The organism is Bacteroides sp. ZJ-18, assembly GCF_011038705.2.
GTDB classification, from domain to species: Bacteria; Bacteroidota; Bacteroidia; order Bacteroidales; family Bacteroidaceae; genus Bacteroides; species Bacteroides hominis.
The window spans coordinates 4,384,830-4,403,249 of the sequence record NZ_CP072198.1 but is presented as its reverse complement, the minus strand read 5'-3'; the positions used below and the strand labels follow the sequence as shown (position 1 = coordinate 4,403,249).

Here is an 18,420-nt window from a genome sequence, read left to right as displayed (position 1 = left end):
GATGCTTTGTATTAGAATGTGAGATTTAAACCAACAGATAATGATCTTTGCATCGGATATTTGTATGGGTTATCCAATTCCGGATCGAGTCCGTCGGGAGTGTCTGAAATAGTGAAAAGGTTTTCACCGGTAAAGTAGATACGTATCTTTTCGATCGAAGCTTTCTTGGTCAATACTTTAGGTAATGTATAACCAATGCTGAGCGATTTCAGACGACAGTAAGAAGCGTCAACCAGATAGCGTGTCTGAGCCTGATTGATGGCCGAACCACCATTGAAGCGAGCGCGTGGGAAGTAGGCTCCGGTGTTCTCTTCAGTCCAGTAATCGTTGTTGTAGGCTGAAGGTACCTGCCATTCGCTTCCGTAATGGCTGCGGAATGAAGTGCCCGGCAGATAGAGGTCACGTTTGCCCACACCCTGGAAGAAGATACCCAAGTCGAAGCCTTTCCAATCGGCTCCCAGATTGATACCGTAATGATAACGCGGAGTGCTGTTACCGATAATTTTCATATCGCCCGGATTATCAACAGTGTTGTCACCCCAGTCAATAACGCCATCGTTGTTGCGGTCTACAAAACGGATGTCACCCGGCATCAGTTTGATACCTCCCGATACTTTATCCTGATTGGCAGCTCCGGCTATCTCTTGTTCGGACTGGAATAAGCCATAGGTTTCATAACCCCAGATTTCTCCTTGTTTCTGTCCCACATACCAGTTGCCCAGTTCTTTTGACTTATTATCGAACTTGGTAACCTCCGATTGATAGTCGGACAGATTGAATCCGACTGTGTAGTGGAACCCGCTTGCCAACTGGTCGTTCCAGCTGATCTCAAATTCCCAACCTTTCGTCAATGATTCGGCTGCATTTTCCTGAGGTTCGTTGGCACCCAGGATACCCGGCAGGATTTTACCTGCGGCAAGAATATCCGATGTACGTCTTTGATAATAGTCGAAAGCTCCTTTCAACCGGCTGTTCAGGAGGTTAAAATCAAGTCCCAAATCCCATTGTGTAACGGTTTCCCACGTGATGGACGAGCTGACGAGCCCGCCGGGAACCACATATTGCGGCTGGTTGCTGCCCATGATCCAACTGGTCTGTCCGGTACTGTAATTAGAGAGATAAGCATACCATCCATTGTCGAGTGCCTGATTGCCTAAACTACCATAAGAACCTCTGATTTTCAATTCATCAAAGAAACTGTTTGTCCAGTTCTTGAACCAGCTTTCATTGGATAGCCTCCAGGCTGCCGAGAAAGAAGGATTGAACACGGCACGGTCGTGTTTGGGGAATTTGGAAGAGAGGTCGTAACGACCGTTTACTTCAAGTAAATAACGATCGTCATATCCGTAGTTGATGCGGAAGAAGCCGCTTCGGGTAGCCCAGGAGTTGTCATAGCTGCCTACCCAACGGTCGCCTGTGGCATAGCTCAATGAGCCCAGGTCATTTGAGATCAGTTGTTCGCGTCCGGCATTGAATCCGGTGGTGTGCTTGCTTTCCTGATTGTAACCGATCATTCCCTTCAGGTAATGTTTGCCCAATGTCTTTTCATAATCGCCGAAAAAGTTGAAAGCATTGTAGGTATCGTTGGCTTGTGACTGGGATACAGAGTTCGGATTGGTCCATGCAAAAGTTTGCAGGAATTGTCCGTTGGCTCCATATTCGTCGAATGACTTCATGTGTACTTTATTATTCTCACTATAGTAATTGAACGTATAGTCCATGTTGATGCTCATACCTTTAATAGGAGTCAGCTTCATCGTGATCGTGTTCCAAAGGTCATTCTTGTTGGTTTGCCGGCTACCACCGTCTTCAAGGATGGCAGGAAAGTTGGTAAAGTCGCCTTGTCCGGCCCAGTTCCCATCCGGGTGTTTCACCGGCATGATAGGACGCGTATCACCTCCCATAAAATTATCGCCATGCACGTTGTCCTGATTCAATCCTCTCAGCTTGGTGCGGTTGAAGCTTGTTTTCATGGAGAGGTGCAACCATTCGTTTATGTCATAGTTGATGTTGTTCATCACGTTGAACTTCTTGAACTGTTCGTTACCGAAACGAATCAGAGATCCTTGGTCGGTATATCCTAAAGAAGTATAATAGGTAGCCTTCTTACCGCCGCCACTGATATTGACATTGTATTTCTGGACAGGATAATTCTTCTTATACAATTCTTTCATCCAGTTGGTATTGCCGGCATACGTGTATTTGGTGCCGTTTTTACTGATACTCGGATCTGAGTGGATAAATACCGGAGAGTTGTTTGCCGGATCTTTATAGTAAGCTTCAATGTGCTGCATCCATTCTGCATCGAAATAGTCTCGTCCCACTGTGTTTTGCTGTGCGGTGTTCATCCAAGTAGCATATTGCATGGAGTTCATATAGGTGGGGCGCGTAGTAGGTCCGTTGAAAGAAACCGAAGCATCGAATGATACTTGTGTCGGCTGGTCTTTGCGGCCTCCTTTGGTGGTAATCAGCACAACACCATAGGCTGCACGTGCACCATAGATAGATGCGGATGCAGCATCCTTTAATACGGAAACACTTTGCACGTCTTGCGGGTTAATGAGGTTCGGATCCATTTCCACACCGTCGACCAATACCAGCGGTGAACTTCCACTCATGGCAGTGGTACCACGGATATTGAAACTTGAACCTTCGCCCGGACGACCACTGGTGGTTACGTTTAAGTTGGGGATAGCACCTTGCAAACCTTGTCCGAGATTGACAATCGGGCGGTCTTCCAGCACCTTACTGTCCACAGCTGATACGGCTCCGGTCAGGTTGGCTTTTTTCACGGTGGCATAACCAACGACTACCACCTCTTCCAATGCCTTGCTGTCTTCAGCAAGCTTCACTTGAATGGGCTTTCCGGTATAAGGAATTTCCTGTGTGACATATCCGATGTAAGATATTACAATAATATCTCCTTTTTTCACGCCATCCAACGAGAATTTACCTTCTAAATTTGTGATGACGCCGTTAGTCGTGCCTTTTACCATGACACTGGCACCAATAACCGGGCCCATTGCATCTTCAACCGTTCCTGTTACTTTCTCTTGAGTAACTTCAGGAACCAATGCTTCTGTGGCTTGCGTTGCATACGAATAAGCTGGGAAGCTTAGTGCACCGGCGAGCAAGAGCAGAGTAACTTGTCTAGTGATTTTTAACATAACAATTTTGTTTTAGATTAATAATAAAGGTTTTGTTCGGTTCTTTTACATTTCACTTTCTCCATTCATCTGCCTTTCCTTTTTCTTTAAAACAGGATTAGTTCTAACAGAACTTGGCGTACTGCAAGGCGTTTATTATCACAGGGTATGCACATTTACGCACAGCTCTTCTTTTATTGTGAATAGCTTTGTAGACGGGAAATAAAAGATTGAAATGGCCTGTTGTTCTACTAAATGACCGATTATCTTGTTTGGTATTTAGTGTTTTATGACAAACTGAAGACTTTTTGCAATCCTCTCTGTCTACCCTGACATATATCGAAGTTTATTTCTCTTGATTTATTTCCGGAAGGAGCGTAAAGGGTAAGGAATATTGGGTTAGAATGAAAAAAAACTTTTGTGATTATTATCTATTTTTAAAATAATCGCTATATTTGCATCATTGTTAATCTAAAAAACAAAAAATATTCTGTTCTTTTTTAATACATCATAAAATGTATTTCTTTAAAACCGATTAATATGGTTATAGTTCTGTTAGGAATAATCTGTATTTTATTATTTTGTCTTTAGCTAATCTGTTGTGTAATAGGTGTATATGCGTTAGGTGGGGGGATGAATCGAATTCTGGTTCTGTATGTTGTAACAATCTGTCGGTTACAAGAAAGAAGGTGTGAATCTCGATGAAATATTCGAAATTTTTGTGATTGAATGTCCAATATTTGTTATGTTGGTTCTATTTGTGTGTTCTTTTTCCTCTGGCGATCCTGTTTGAACTGCTAAATGTGTTCTGTTTACAGTGGACGAAGTGTTTTTAATCTTGCTTCTCTCCTCTTGTTCTTGAAGGAATAGGAGGGGAGAAGCAGGTTGATAGATCACATTATTTCTTTGACAATGTGTTGCAGGGGATTAGTTTTATGCTATTTGTCGGTTCTTTCAAATTTGGCTAAATAACCTCCTCCCGATAATAATTTTATTTTTAGCGTTTTACCCGATTTTATTTTTCGATTGTTTATCACAATCTTTTTTCTGTTTTCTCCGTCATCGGATGCATAAGTCATGCGGTAGTTGCCTTTGGGCAAAAAGTCCAATTCGATTTCTTGGGTAACAGCCTTTTCTCCATTTAAGATGGAAAGATACCATATATCCCCTTTTCTCCTGGATAATGCGGCCAATTCGCCTATCCGGCTTTCTTTTAGAATTTTTGTCTGATCCCAGACGACTGGTACTTCTTCAATAAACATACGTCCCGGACATGTCAGCATATCTTCCATGTCGGCTGCAAAGATCAGCATGGGCGATGTGAACGTGTAGATACTCGCCAATTGATGCGTGAAAGTGACAGATGGAGGGCAGAATTGGCGGAAGTTCAATGGGGTATAGTCGGCAGGACCTGCCAGCCAGCGGGTAAAGGGTAACACCGTATTGTGATAAGGCCACGGTGGGCCTGGAGCCCAGTTATTTTCTCCACCTACGGACTCTAAACCGCGTACAGCCTCTTTAGCCAACAGGTTGGGATACGTATAGCTATCGCCTGTAGGTTTATTCACCCCATGGAAAATAACCATCAGATGTGCTTTAGCAGCATCTTTCAATATATTCTCCATAAAATTGACTGTAAATAGATTCTCTGTGTGGAAGAAATCTATTTTTAATCCTTTTACACCGATTTCCGCACATCTTTTCATAAAATTGTTGCGTTCGTCCTCATCCAGCAAGCCGACATCGGATTTATTACCATATCTTGGAGAAGAAGGCCGCCATACCCAGATATCTACGTTTTTGCTGCGGGCATAATCGACTAACTCTTTGAGTAATTCCCATTTGGTACGTCCATTGGTATTTTTCTCTGTTTCCGGCCAAAGTTCCCAGCCATCATCCACCACAACAGATTCCAGACCTAACTCGGCTGCTCCGTCAACATATCTTTTGTGAGTCTCTACGCTCAGCCTGTTCTCTCCTTCCACTAACCAGGTGAAAACCGAACGTCCCGGTTTAATCCATTGGGTATCTTTTCCTTCGGGGAAAAGTGTACGCTCCGGCTGGTCTGATACTTGGGCTATGATACGATTATTAACCAATCCATCCAGATTCTCCGATAACATCAGGATACGCCAGGGAGTGATTATTTCCTTACTACCGTTGCGGGGAGAGACGATCCAGGGGGAGTTGCGTACTTCTTCATGCCAGTATTTACTGGCCGGAATGCCTGTGATTATTCCTGTTTCCAGATGGCCTTTGTTGTCTACATAGCCTAATTGTACCCTGTTGTTTTTATGTCCAAACAATACTGCACCGTGAAAATTAAACAGATTGGCCTCGGTGATGGCAGCATAGGTACCGTTGGGAAGACGGAAAGTGGCGGGAGGGGCCAACAGCTCGTTTTCTATCTTGTCGGTGGTGCGATCCTGGTAAGCTTGTATCCATCCGTATTGAAAAGGGCCGCTGGCGTACCATACCCGGGTTCCCGCTGGAAATGTGAAAGACGTCTCTTCACCATATACACAACGGCTGCCTGTAGATGGAATGCGGTATCTTAAAGCTATTCCGTTATCAAATTCGCGGATGTCAAGGTGATAAATGTCCCCATCCTTTTTTTCTATTGTATACGTTTTGTACTCCGCATCTGTTTGTTCGACCGACTTTATTTCGACTGATTTACCCAGATCTATATTGTCAATGTTCATGCCCAAGGGCGATGAACTGATGGTTGGTTCGCCTTTATAGGTTACTTCGAAACAGAGTCGGCCGGTTGCCGTGCTGAGGTTTATCTTTGTCTGCTGGGCTCCGGCAAAACCGGGAAAGCAGAGGGAGAATAAGAAAATTGTTAGTTTACTTTTCATATATTAATTTTTATGTGTGGCTATTCAATGACATACCATGTGTATCCGCCGGCAGGAATTCTGACAGTCAGTTCTACTGAGTAATCCCGTTGTAAGGTATGGGTAGTGGGCGTTCCCTCCTGTTCTCTTATCTGTGCGGTTTTTGTCAGGCCGGTATAATATAAAGGTAACCGGATGCGGCGGATGATTTCTTTGTCTGTGGGATTGAAGAACATGGCTAACCCTTTTTCTTTTTCCGCAGGGTTGGCATGCATGATGCCATCCCAATCGCGCGCATCGGGTTTGCGTAGATGGATAATGTCGCTATTCAGTATGTTTCTGTATTTTTTATACCAGTTAATCACTTCCACGACTGCCTTCTTGGTTTCTTCCGTATCGTAAAGGCGGGGGCCGCGGTAGCAAGCTTGTATACCGGCACCGTAGTTTTGAAACATCAATGTCTTATACTCATACAAGTGTTCGCTCAACGGCTCTAATGTGGCAGCCGATCCGCCTCCTTGATATTCTACTAATGGGACAAAGCTCCAAAGTGAGGAAGGAATGCGTTCCCATGTACAGTCATAGTTCAACTGGCGGGTATGGATCAGCTGACGATCGCGTGGAAGCGACCAGTTGGCTTCGCGATAGCCGATACCTACTTTAGTAGAACCGTTCAGGAAGTAAAAGTCGGGTACATTGATGTATATTCCGTTCTCACACATCCAATGATAAAGCTCCGTAATCTTATAGAATTGGTTCCATTGTGAGTCCTCCAATCCTTTATGATGGGTATGGGCAGTGGAAGCACAAAAGTCTCCGGGATAAGAACCATCGTGCTCAAAACAACGCATGCCGGTTTTTTCAAAGAAAATTTTTATCTTACGGAAGTATTCGTAGCCCCAATCACTACTGAGGCAAGGAGAACTACCAAATCTCATGCCCCCACGTTTACCTGTCTTTGGATTGATAACGTCTGTCTCATCACTGATCCAGCGGCTGGCAAGTAGTGAGTAGCAACCCATTTCAATACCCTTGCTACGGGCGTAATCCACAAATGCTTTGTATTTTGCTATATTGGCATTAGAAATATCTTCTGCATTCAGTCCGGAGCCAAAGCTGAGGATAATCATTTCGTAACCTGTTTCGGCACATTGGTCGATGGCACGGTACACCACCTTCGGATCTGTGGAAGTGAGATGCATAAAGATTGGATTTTCTGTGCTCCACGGTGCTATCGTGCGGTATAGTTTCCGAGTGAATAAGCCTTTGCGCTCCCGGTCGTAGCTGTCGAACGGCATTTCGTATACACTGAAAGACTGGAATGTACCGTTGGGTTGCAAACGCTGGTCGGGACCTATCGGAGGAGAGACATCCAGCACGCAAGGGGTTTGTAACATATAGTTGCGCTGAGATGTATAGGCAGGATCGGTTACCCACTTTTCCGTAATATCCGTTTCTTTCTCAGTAAAACTTCCGCCGCAGGCGTAATCACTTTCTATGTGAATATTGGGTAAAAGGAATTTGGTGGGATCGCCCCCTCCGGGAGATTCCGGTTCGGAAAAGGCCAGGTATTCCACTTGAAAGGCATCGATATTGACAGGAAGAACAGAGTGGTTCACTAATTCAAAACGTTTGCGAATAACAGGAATCTTGTCATAAACGGAAACATGGAGCTTCACTGTGACATCCTTTAGTTCCTTATCGCCACGCAAAGTGAATATGATTTCGCAGCCTGTTGCCGCCTCCTTATTCAATGCCCAGCGGCTACGTGCCCATTTTATATCTTCTTTGATAGGGAGTATTTCAAAGTCTTCTATGAGGAAAGATTCGGGAATGGTGGTCATTTTTTCTATCCATTCTTCTTTTAAATAACCTCGTTCCGGTTGTCCGGTCAAGCCGCCTATCATCCATTTCTTGCCATCAATTTGTATACTCCCTTCACTGCTGACAGCGCGTAGCATACTCTCTCCTGTCATTCGGTTGATGAAGTTGGTCGTTGCCAGATTGGGGAATATCCGGAAAGTGCGTGACACCATCGGATTGGCCACAATGATACTCTTTTGATTTGCCGATGCGTAAATGCCCGCTTTTGACTTCTCGGAACTGATCAGCCAGTCAAAGTTGGTTTGACTGGAAACCGGTTCGGATAAAACAGGGAGTTTACTTATTTTTTTCGCCAACAGAGTGGAGATGGTCTTTGTCATTTCAGGACCTTTTCCGGCATATCCGGCATCGAGGGTGCATGGGCGATCGGATTGATATTCTATAGTTGGCGCAATCCATAAAGCGTTGTCGCCGCTTGCGCCGTCATTGGTCGGTTCTACTGCCAATTCCAGAACCCGAACTCCCTTCAGGCTTACATCAATGGACTGGGGAGCCTCGTTACCACGCACAATGCCGCTATTGTAAAGTTCTTTGTTGTCGCCTTTCAAGACGAACCGAACTGATCCATTTTCTATTTTTCCACTTTTACCGGCCAGTCCTATGAACTGTTTGTCATCTCCTTCTTTGCGGAAATAGAGTTTCGTTCCATTAACTAACGGAAGGATGGTCAGGCTTTTGTCTGAGACCTCCACCTGAGAATCGGCAACTCCCACTTGGGCATGAAAGCGTGTGGCATTGCCGTGCAGATCTATTTTTAAGATACTTTGGGCATGGGTGCCTATCACGTCCTTAAAAGTCTGTCTTTGGATGGTGGCTGGTTCTCCGCTTACCGATTTCCCGGTTTGTACCTTTCCGTATTCTTGCCACAATTTAGATAAGTCCAGTTCGGACAGTTTGATGGTGTGCTGGGCTTGTCCACATAAGCATGTGAAAAGAGTACCCATAAGAAGTAATATTTTTTTATCCATATAATTTTAATGTGTTTTTATTGATTGTTACATCGTTTGTTACTATCCGTTCGGAACGGAGCGACAGGCAATCCTTCTTGATTGAATAAATTTCCGATAGTGGCATCATCGAAGCAATAGCGGACGGCTACCGGATGTTTTACTTTCGGTGAGTAAACCGTTATCTTGTTGCCTTTTATCTGCGCTTTGGCTTCTACGAAGCGCCCGTCTTCACCGGCTATGAGCAGTCCCCTGATTTCCTTCTCCGGACAGACCAACCCTTTGGAGGCATGTTTAAAAGTAAGTATGGCTTTTTTCTTGTCAACAACCATTTGTTCCAAGGTGGGGCTTTCGTATCCGTCTTTCAGTAAACCGTACTTTTTGCCCAACGCCATGTTGGCTAATCGTACGCCTACTTCTTGTTTCTGAATCGGATGAATGGTTTTCGGATCGCCTTTGTCTGTGATAACGACGAGCGCCGTGTTGCGAACCTTGCGTGTTATCTCTTCTTGCGCTTCACGTATAAGCGCAGGTCCGTTATGGGTTGAACCGTAGTTGAATGGAGCTATTTGAACCATGTAAAAAGGAAATTCTTTGCCGAATCCACTTCTCCAGCTTTCAACCATTTTCTCTATCAATGTCGTGTATGAAGAGGGGTTGTCTCTGTTTGATTCACCCTGGTACCATATTGTTCCGGCTATGTCGTAAGGCATCAAGGGATGGATCATGCTGTTATAAAGCACACCGGGCTCTACCGGCCACCAGGGATATGTCTTGTCAATGATCGCGTCTTTTATTAGGGGGGTGCCCATGACTACCTCTCGTGGTGTCCATACTTCTGCCGGAGTTCCTCCCCAGGCTGAAACGATCAACCCTATCGGAACATTCAGCTTCTGTTGCAGGTGCTTACCGAAGAAATAGGCGACAGCACTTCGTTGTCGCATGACTTCCGGTGTACATTTTTCCCATTGCGCATAGCAGTCTTCCTGTAAGGTTCGGCTACCTTGCTTGTTCAGGCTGAAAAAACGAAGGTTGGGGTGTATGGCTGTCGCAATTTCCTCTTGTTGATTGGGGATGCCGTTATTGGGACACCATTCCATATTCGACTGCCCGCTGCATAGCCATACTTCTCCCAACATAACGTCTTTCAACTCGATTTTATTTCCTTTCATGTTGTTAGAAAATAGTTGTAGGGTATAAGGACCGCCATGTTGGGTGGTGGGTATTTGGGTTTTCCAATGCCCGCAGTCGTCAATAAGAGTCTCGATAGTGTCTTTTTGCGCCCAACTTCCTACTATTTTAACTTTTGTGCCGGCTTCTCCCCATCCCCAGATGGGGGCTGAACTTTGTTGCTGGAGTACGATATGATTCGAAAAGATGGCAGGCAAAGATAGCCGGGTAGAAGTTTGCCCTTTGATAATCAGGCTGCTGCATAGGACTAAAGATAAAAATGCAATTCTTCTGGAAACATTCATAATGCTATATTACTAAGGTGAATATATAAAGGTATTATTAAAGCAAACAGCTTTGCTTTAAATTCGTTTGTAAAGAAAGAGAATAGAATGATATAAATCAATGTACTTTTGTAAAAAAAAGATGGATGATTTTCTTTTTACCGGAGACTTTATTCTCCTTTTAGAAAGACAGAGATGTTTTTTCAAGGCATCTCTGTCTTTTGTCTACCGTTATCTTATTCTATATTATTCGTAAGGATTGAATGTCCCATTATCCCAGCCTTGTGTCTGCTGCAATTTAGAGTTTTGCTCCAGATGCTTGTTAGGAATGGCATAAAAATAGTAATTATCTTGAAAATCAATTTCATATTTCTGATCCAATACCACTATTGAGTCTTTAAAATAAATGGTATAGTCTTTCTCTATATCTACTTTATCTTTTAGATTATCAAATTCTGTTGGAGATCCTTTTAGTTTGGGTAAAAGGCCATGGCGCTTGATTCCATTCATTTCGGAAGCAAACATGCGCCGACGGCGTAAGTCCCAATATCGTTTTCCTTCATAGGCAAATTCTATCTTGCGTTCCAGCATGATAGCGGCTATCATTTCATTGTGTGACATGTTTTCTTTTAATCCGTACATATTATTGTCTCCGGCTGTTATTCCGGCGCGTTTACGGATACGTTTCAATACACTATATGCTTCATCGTATTTCTGAGTTTCGGCAGCGCATTCGGCGTAATTCATCAGCACTTCGGCAAAGCGTATTTCCACCCAGTCCGTACTACTTCTTTCGGTATCATAAGGGGTGAAATTTACGTTGATGGCTTTCCGGCAGTAGAATCCGCTGGCAGAGGGGTTGAGGGTGGAACTGCCTTGGTAAGTCCATTGGATTCTGTCTTTTTTGCCACTAAGTTCCCATAGGCAGCCGTTGTAGGCTATCGTACTGGTAAACCGTGGATCACGATTTCTCCAGAAATGAAGCGGATCATAATCTGCTGATTCTGTGATAGGAACGCCTGTGATCATTTGGTAAGATTCTACCATTTCCTTAGTGGGTTGGTTGGCTCCCGAATAATTCTGAGCTTCCGATAACGGACGGGTTGCCGCATCCCAGTGATGTACGATGTCGGGTTCTTGATAGCGCGTCACGAACAAAACTTCCTTATTCATTTCATCGAACCAGATATTTTCATAGCTTTCATACAAATCATAACCGTTCGTTTCTATTTGTTCGGCAGCCTTCTTGTTATAGACATAAGCTGTTTCCCAGCGTTCCGCTTTATTTTCCGGATTAAATTGCGGACTGGCATAATACAGCAAGATGCGACCTTTTAGTGCTATGGCTGTGGCTTTGCTGAAACGTCCTTCGTCATCGCCTGTCCATTTCCATGGCAAATCTTGAATGGCTTCATCCAAATCCTGAATGATCAAATTGATACACTCTGAGGTCTTGTTGCGGGTAACATACAAATCATCGGTCAGTGCCTGCGGTTCCATGATCATCGGCACGCCTCCATATTGGCGCACCATCTGGAAATACCGCCATGCCCTGAGCACTAGAGCCTGTGCCCTTAAGGAGGCTTTGGTTTCTGCATCCAGATCGCCGGTCTTAATGCTGTTCAGCATGATATTAATGTTACGAATGCTGCTGTAATTCCAAGTATCTATGGAATTGGTGGTAAGTTGTTCGTACAATATACCGGTCTCTCCATAAGCCTCGTCCGAATAACCTGCTACGTCCTGATCCCATCCGGCTGCGGGATATTTGGCATCCGTGTTTTCAGGAGTCCAGTAGTCTGCCCTGAATGCGTATGACGTTTCTTCCATTCCACCCCATTCTATACGTTTGTCATAGAAACGTTTTCCACCGGCTACACCCTGGAAGAACAGGTCGACGCTCAGTCCTTTCCATGATCCTCCTACGGAGAAACCGTAATTGATTGGAGATTTGGTGTGTTTGATTACCCATTCCTGATCATTACTATCGATCTTTCCATCCGGTTCATCAGAGTTGGCACCTCTGATATCTTTATAGTTCAACATTCCCAATTCGGGCTTTTTACCAAAGATGGTATATCCTTCGGGCAGGGCATCGAGTTCGGTTTGTGTACGGATAATGTCTGTAGCTACATAGCCCATTTGGCGGTCCGTATTGTATCCTAACTCTGATTTGTAAGGACGAATATTTTCAGCTTCGTCTTTGGTAATTAGTTCGTTGACTGCATATCCGAGGTTTCCGCTTATGTTGTAACTGAAATCGTCCCCTATCTTATCCTTATATGAGAACTCTATTTCGAAGCCTTTGGTATCGATGGTGGCATAGTTTTCTTTGGGCATGGTGCCACCAAAAGTAGAAGGCAGGCTGGCCAGGCGGTCACCTAAAATGTCGTAGGTATGTTTGTAAAATCCACCGACACTTAATGACAGACGATTACGTAGAATTTGCATATCAAATCCATAATCTATATCCAATGATTTTTTCCATGTAATTTCTGTATTGGGGATTACACTGGCTGATACCCCGTTGCTCAACGAACCGAAGTAGACGCCTGAGTTGAGGTTATAGCGTTGCATCCACTGCCAGCCGCCTACAGCATCGTTACCTGGCAAACCGACTGATCCGCGAAGTTTCAGGTAGTCTATAAACCCGATGTTGTTTTTAAAGAAATTTTCTTCTGAAATACGCCAGGCGACAGATGCGGAAGGGAAGAAGCCCCAGCGGTGTTTTGGATCGAAATTGACAGAACCGTCATAGCGGAAAGAGGCTTCCAGCAAGTATTTACTATCATAAGTATAGCCCAGCCGGCCTACATACGAAAGACGTCCGCCTTCTGAACCACTTCCGTTTAGTGTCGAATTCTTTGGATCGGAACTACCTGCGAATATTTGATCTACGGCAGAGGAGATGAAATAATTTCGTTGCCCGTCCAGCCAGTCGTTAGTACCTTCATACTGTTCGTATACAAACAATGCGTTGATATCGTGTTTGCCGAAGGTCTTGTTGTAGGTAACCATGGCGTTCAACTGATAACTGTTATCATTATTGTATTTCTCATACAGAAAGTCTCCATCATCTCTGGTTTTGACATAATCAATTTCATTGGTTGGGATATGATTGTGTACGCCGGTTGTTTTAAATACGTACAAGTCGTAGGGGCGACTGAAACGTTTGATGAAAGTATGCCGCTCATACCGGTTGTATGACAGTTTCAGGCTTAAGCCTTTAATGAAAGGAATATCGTATTGGAGAGCTACATTTATCTCGTAGTTGGAATAACGCTTTTTATTATAACCGCTATTCCCGTTAATAACCTCCATGGGGTGCCATGCCAGGAATGTCCCGTTGGGTTTTCCATCGATATAGGGGGCAAAAAGACCACGGCGTAATAGTCCGTTATAGAGATTACCCATGTTGTCATTGTCGTTATCCCATTTCCAGTAAGGTTTGCGATCGTTTCGGGTGTCCATATTCAGGTGTAAAGAAGCCTTCAGCCCCAAAGAAATATGGAAATGCCAATTGTCTACAAACTTATTCCGAAAACAAAATAGAGTTGGTTTTCGTATGGATTAGCTATCAGTTTACCAAAAACAGATGGAGTGAATCCGGATGAAATATTCAATGTTTTGGTAGCCGAAAGCCCGACATTAACTACATTAAATTTGTCAGCGTATTCTCCTTCCCATGGGGTGAACCCGGCTTCGACAGCCAAGTCTACTCCCTTTACAGTGAATGGATAGCTGAGTTCGCAATAACTGGACCAGGCACGTCTTTCATTTTCCCGGTAATCGTTTCCGGCAAAGGTGGTATACCAGGCCAACGATAACGGGAAACTTTCACTAATGGTATAGACAGCTCCTGCTTCGAAGGTGTGACCTGTGGTGCGGGGAGTATAGTGGAAATAGTTGAATGGTTCGTCTTCACTTTGGTAAAAGTAGTTATTAAGGCACAGTTGGAGGTTTTTATATTCATACTCCAGCGTAAGGTCTATTTCATTATTCTCGTTTCTGAATTCTGTCGATCCCCATGCCGATAGGGTCCATCCTTTCCACTCTACACCGAGAGTAGGCTGTACGGAAGCATTTCCATTCTTCATTCCACGCCAGATGTAACTGCTTACCAGGTCGGCATTGATAAATACTTCTTGTGCCTGTATGGCAAAGGGGCAAAAGATGAAAGCTGCAAGTATGGCTAATTTCTTCATTAAAATGGCGGATTATTTTTTCGGGCTGCAAAGATAGGTAATTACTGGCAAAATTCGTGGCTGAGGGGCATCGATCTTTTCAGGGTAACGAATAAATGCACCGGCGGAGAAAAGGGAAGTTCATGATTTACCATGCTTTATCGTCAAAACGTCCCTCTTTGTCGAGTTCTTTTGTCGGGTATGGACAAAAGGGGGTATTTTTGTGGACTAATCTTCAGAAAGACTTTATCATAATGAAACAGATTAATAAGCAGCAATTACTGGAGCAGGTGGTTTATCTCGTCATCTGGCTGACTGTCACCTTCGTACCGTTGGTGGGTGACTATCTGTTTTCATCCATTAGTTCGATACATACTTTCAGCTGGCAGACCATACGGGTGGCATGGCTGTTGACGTTACCCTTTTTTCTGCTTTTTGTAGTGAACAACTATTTACTCGCCCCCCGATTGTTGCTTCGGAAGCGATATTGGTACTATGCATTTTCATTGATAGGAGTCATTGTTCTGCTTTTTTTCTTATATCCCTCCTTCAGCCGGCCGAGGCACAGGCAGTTCAACAACCCGATGCCCGTTCCTCCCGGTTATATTTATGAAGAACATTCGTCTCAACCACCCATGCCCAAGCGAGTGATGGATCCGCTCCGGCAGGGGCCTTATCCTTTGCCGGGCTATCTTTTTGGACGTTTCTCACTGGCTTTGCTGGTGGTGGGGTTCAATGTGGCTATCAAGCTTCTATTCAAGTCCATGCGGGATGAAGAGGCACTGAAAGAGTTGGAACACCAGCATCTGCAATCGGAATTGCAATATCTGAAGTATCAGATCAATCCGCATTTTTTTATGAATACGCTCAACAACATTCATGCACTGGTCGATATGGATGCCGGGAAAGCCAAGAAGACCATTGTCGAACTCTCTAAACTGATGCGTTATGTGCTTTATGAAGCAAGTAATAAAACGATTTTGCTTTCGCGTGAGATACAGTTTCTCGATAACTATATTACCCTGATGAAGCTTCGTTATACCGATAAAGTTTGCATCATGTGCGACATGCCCGGCGAAATACCAAAAGTACAGATACCGCCTTTACTCTTTATCTCTTTTGTAGAGAATGCGTTTAAGCATGGAGTGAGTTATCAGAAAGAGTCGTTCATACGGGTTGCCATGACTGTAGAAGATGGGAAACTTGCGTTTCGCTGTTCCAACAGCAATTGGGGAAAATCCGGTGAACAGAATCATGGCATCGGATTGGAAAATGTCCGTAAGCGGTTGAGGCTTTTGTTCGGGCAGGACTATACCCTGTCTATTAACGAGCGCGAGGGTAGTTTTAACGTTTTATTAATCATTCCTCTGTTATGATAAAATGCATTGCTATTGATGACGAGCCGTTGGCACTTGAACAATTGGTAGGTTATATTTCACGTGTCCCTTTCCTGCAACTAATTGCTTCCTGTCAGGATGCTTTCGGTGCCATGCAGGTGCTTTCTGAAGAAGAAATTGACTTGATGTTCGCCGATATTCATATGCCGGACCTGAACGGACTCGATCTGGTGCGTTCATTGGTAGTGAAACCTCTGATTGTGTTTACTACCGCCTATCCGGAATATGCTGTTGAAGGTTTTAAAGTGGATGCGGTGGACTATCTGTTGAAGCCGTTCGAGTTTCAGGATCTCCTGAAGGCTGCGGACAAAGCACGCAGGCAGTTTGAGTATCATTTGCAGGATTACGGGGGAGGGGCAGAACCGGATTTGCTGGAACGGGACGGTTCGTTGTTTGTGAAGTCCGAATCCAGGATTATCCGTATCAATGTGGCGGATATTTGTTATATCGAAGGCATGAGTGAGTATGTGCGCATTTACACGAATATGGCGGATAAGCCGGTAGTCACTCTGCTGAGTATGAGAAAACTGGAAGAGCGTCTGCCGCAAGAAATGTTTATGAGGGTACATCGCTCCTATATCGTCAATCTCCGGAAAATAACGGAGGTCTCACGGTTGCGCATCATTTTTAATAAGAATATATACATACCTGTCGGCGACAATTATAAGGAGAGGTTTACAGAATATATCAACAAGATTTGTATCAGCAGTTAAGGTCGGGTTACAAGCCATAAGAACGGGCTGTAATCTACAAGTGGATTACACCTTGCAGACTACAGCCCGTGGCTCTGTAACTTGTAGTTTCTTACTTGATTCCCAGTTTCTTTGCGATATCTTTAGGAAGCGCATCTTTGTGAACCAGAATATTCATAGTCTTGTAAGCAACGAAAGCTTTAGAAGCATACCAGGTACCTTTGTACTTGTTATTAGTGCCCCAAGAGTTTTTCACCATAAAGTATTCTTTTCCGTTCTGATCTTTGGCGATACCGTAGATAATCATTCCGTGGTCATCGGTTGTTTCCCAGTTATCGAAAGCCGTCTGGCGCATTTCCTGAGTAACTTTAATTTCCGGCAGTGGCTTTGAAGTCAGTTCTTTGCGTTTGTCGGCGGCGGTCATTCCGGTCCAGCGGGCCATATCCGAACCTGTCAGTTCAGCACCCTTGGCTGCGTCCGGCATTACGGCGATACCGTCACGGGTAAATCCTTCTTCGCTGACGTCACTACCCCATGCGAACGTGTATCCGTTCTTTACAGCATTGTCCATTACAGCCATGAATTCGTCAAGCGGCAGATTGTATGACAATCCGTTGCGCCAGTTGTCCTGAATTTCGATGGCAAACTGTGAATAGAAGGGGTGATGTGTGTATGAAGTCAGAGATACATAGTCGTCCGGATTCAAACCCAGAGATTGTGCAAAAGTCATCGGAGTATATTCTTTACCTTTGTAAGTGAAGTTCTCCGGACATTGTCCGAGGTAAGTGTCATAGATGGCGCAAAGACCTTTTTTCCATACGGGAGTCAGTTTCTTCAGATTACCTTTGGCAATAGCGTTAACATAGGCTCCTGCTGTTGCATCCAGTTCGTTGTGAACGGGCAGTGAGTCACCATACATGATTCCCGGCATAGCTTCTTGCGGAACAAGTCCGTAGTTCTTCATACAGAACATGATGTCATAGAAGCTTCCGCCCGGAGAGAAGGAGCTGTCGCCATGATAGCGGACATAGTTAACGGCGCGGTCAACCATTGTGTGGTGTACAACGAACATTTCAGAAAGATCGTATTCGCCTTTTCCCGTACGGAGCAGTTCCGATTCGAGGAAGCCGAGGCTCGAGAAGCTCCAGCAAGTGCTTGAACGATTCTGGTTTTTGATGGATGTAATCGGGTTTTCTTTCACTGTCGTGAAAACGAAGCCTTCTTCTTTTGGTTTGTCTTTGCCCAATGCGCTCAGACTGATCAAGCCTAAAGCGGCCAGGAGGATTGTCTTTTTCATTATTATGTCGTTTTTATTAATATTTATGCGACAAAGATAGCTGAATATCCTTAAATATGGAAATGAACGCCTATCTTTGCTATCATATTTTAATGTTTCATTTATAAAAACTTAAACCGATGAAAAAGAATCTTTATTGGATGGCAGCAGCATTCATCACTTTAACTGCTGTAGGTTGTACAAATGTGAAGAAAGCCGATGTGTCTGCGGCAGGCAGCGATACCACACAAGTGGTAGATATGCACACTGCCGAAACCTCTCTCGATTACTATGGAGTTTACAAAGGTACGATTCCGGCTGCCGATTGTCCGGGTATAGAACTGACTCTGACCCTGAAAAAGGACCGCACTTATACATATCACTGGCTTTACATTGACCGCAAAGATGCCGAGTTTGATGAAACCGGCACATTCACGGTAAAAGACAATCTGCTGACACTTACTGAAAAAGGAGGCGAAGTCTCTTACTTTAAGGTGCAGGAGGGCAGCCTGGTGATGCTGAACAATGAGAAACAACCTGCTACCGGTGCTTTGGCTGATGCTTACGTTCTGAAGCAGGAAGAAGTGTTCCGTGATTAGT

At 44.3% G+C, this 18,420-nt stretch carries 10 protein-coding genes; 3 read left to right on the top strand and 7 right to left on the bottom strand.

Going from position 1 to position 18,420, the window contains the following annotated elements; genetic code table 11:
* Positions 1 to 11: 11 nt before the first annotated feature.
* From G7Y45_RS17790 to G7Y45_RS17765, 6 genes are all read right to left on the bottom strand, one after another.
* Entirely contained in the window at positions 12 to 3,167 is a 3,156-nt protein-coding gene (locus G7Y45_RS17790; protein WP_165015534.1) for a TonB-dependent receptor, read from the bottom strand.
* Between the two features lie 917 nt (positions 3,168 to 4,084).
* On the bottom strand, positions 4,085 to 6,007 hold the full coding sequence (locus tag G7Y45_RS17785) for a glycoside hydrolase family 97 protein (RefSeq protein ID WP_165015537.1): 1,923 nt from the start codon (positions 6,005 to 6,007) through the stop codon (positions 4,085 to 4,087).
* A 20-nt stretch (positions 6,008 to 6,027) separates the two neighbouring features.
* Complete coding sequence (locus G7Y45_RS17780) at positions 6,028 to 8,838, bottom strand: NPCBM/NEW2 domain-containing protein (protein ID WP_165015540.1); 2,811 nt, start codon at positions 8,836 to 8,838, stop codon at positions 6,028 to 6,030.
* A gap of 17 nt (positions 8,839 to 8,855) precedes the next feature.
* Positions 8,856 to 10,292: a sialate O-acetylesterase gene (locus G7Y45_RS17775; protein ID WP_032535634.1), complete on the bottom strand. Its 1,437-nt coding sequence runs from the start codon at positions 10,290 to 10,292 to the stop codon at positions 8,856 to 8,858.
* 225 nt (positions 10,293 to 10,517) lie between these two features.
* Positions 10,518 to 13,742: a SusC/RagA family TonB-linked outer membrane protein gene (locus G7Y45_RS20010; protein ID WP_165015544.1), complete on the bottom strand. Its 3,225-nt coding sequence runs from the start codon at positions 13,740 to 13,742 to the stop codon at positions 10,518 to 10,520.
* 53 nt (positions 13,743 to 13,795) lie between these two features.
* On the bottom strand, positions 13,796 to 14,476 hold the full coding sequence (locus G7Y45_RS17765; RefSeq protein WP_005780751.1) for a transporter: 681 nt from the start codon (positions 14,474 to 14,476) through the stop codon (positions 13,796 to 13,798).
* 233 nt (positions 14,477 to 14,709) lie between these two features.
* Between G7Y45_RS17765 and G7Y45_RS17760 the strand changes: the two genes are divergently transcribed.
* Positions 14,710 to 15,831 carry a sensor histidine kinase gene (locus G7Y45_RS17760; protein WP_165015547.1) on the top strand — a complete coding sequence of 374 codons (1,122 nt, stop codon included), beginning with the start codon at positions 14,710 to 14,712 and terminating at the stop codon, positions 15,829 to 15,831.
* On the top strand, positions 15,828 to 16,565 hold the full coding sequence (locus G7Y45_RS17755; protein WP_165015550.1) for a LytTR family DNA-binding domain-containing protein: 738 nt from the start codon (positions 15,828 to 15,830) through the stop codon (positions 16,563 to 16,565). Before G7Y45_RS17760 ends, G7Y45_RS17755 begins: the two co-directional genes overlap by 4 nt.
* 91 nt (positions 16,566 to 16,656) lie before the next feature.
* Here the strand turns inward: G7Y45_RS17755 and G7Y45_RS17750 are convergent, their stop codons facing one another.
* Entirely contained in the window at positions 16,657 to 17,841 is a 1,185-nt protein-coding gene (locus G7Y45_RS17750) for an aminopeptidase C (protein ID WP_005780746.1), read from the bottom strand.
* Between the two features lie 119 nt (positions 17,842 to 17,960).
* Between G7Y45_RS17750 and G7Y45_RS17745 the strand changes: the two genes are divergently transcribed.
* The gene (locus tag G7Y45_RS17745) at positions 17,961 to 18,419 is read left to right on the top strand and encodes a copper resistance protein NlpE (RefSeq protein ID WP_005821302.1); all 459 of its coding nucleotides are present in this window, start codon (positions 17,961 to 17,963) and stop codon (positions 18,417 to 18,419) included.
* Position 18,420 lies beyond the last annotated feature (1 nt).

What these genes read in the sequence shown, in the direction of transcription:
- G7Y45_RS17790 (WP_165015534.1), bottom strand. Translation starts at nt 3,167, where the DNA reads ATGTTAAAAATCACTAGACAAGTTACTCTGCTCTTGCTCGCCGGTGCA.
- G7Y45_RS17785 (WP_165015537.1), bottom strand. Translation starts at nt 6,007, where the DNA reads ATGAAAAGTAAACTAACAATTTTCTTATTCTCCCTCTGCTTTCCCGGT.
- G7Y45_RS17780 (WP_165015540.1), bottom strand. Translation starts at nt 8,838, where the DNA reads ATGGATAAAAAAATATTACTTCTTATGGGTACTCTTTTCACATGCTTA.
- G7Y45_RS17775 (WP_032535634.1), bottom strand. Translation starts at nt 10,292, where the DNA reads ATGAATGTTTCCAGAAGAATTGCATTTTTATCTTTAGTCCTATGCAGC.
- G7Y45_RS20010 (WP_165015544.1), bottom strand. Translation starts at nt 13,742, where the DNA reads ATGGACACCCGAAACGATCGCAAACCTTACTGGAAATGGGATAACGAC.
- G7Y45_RS17765 (WP_005780751.1), bottom strand. Translation starts at nt 14,476, where the DNA reads ATGAAGAAATTAGCCATACTTGCAGCTTTCATCTTTTGCCCCTTTGCC.
- G7Y45_RS17760 (WP_165015547.1), top strand. Translation starts at nt 14,710, where the DNA reads ATGAAACAGATTAATAAGCAGCAATTACTGGAGCAGGTGGTTTATCTC.
- G7Y45_RS17755 (WP_165015550.1), top strand. Translation starts at nt 15,828, where the DNA reads ATGATAAAATGCATTGCTATTGATGACGAGCCGTTGGCACTTGAACAA.
- G7Y45_RS17750 (WP_005780746.1), bottom strand. Translation starts at nt 17,841, where the DNA reads ATGAAAAAGACAATCCTCCTGGCCGCTTTAGGCTTGATCAGTCTGAGC.
- G7Y45_RS17745 (WP_005821302.1), top strand. Translation starts at nt 17,961, where the DNA reads ATGAAAAAGAATCTTTATTGGATGGCAGCAGCATTCATCACTTTAACT.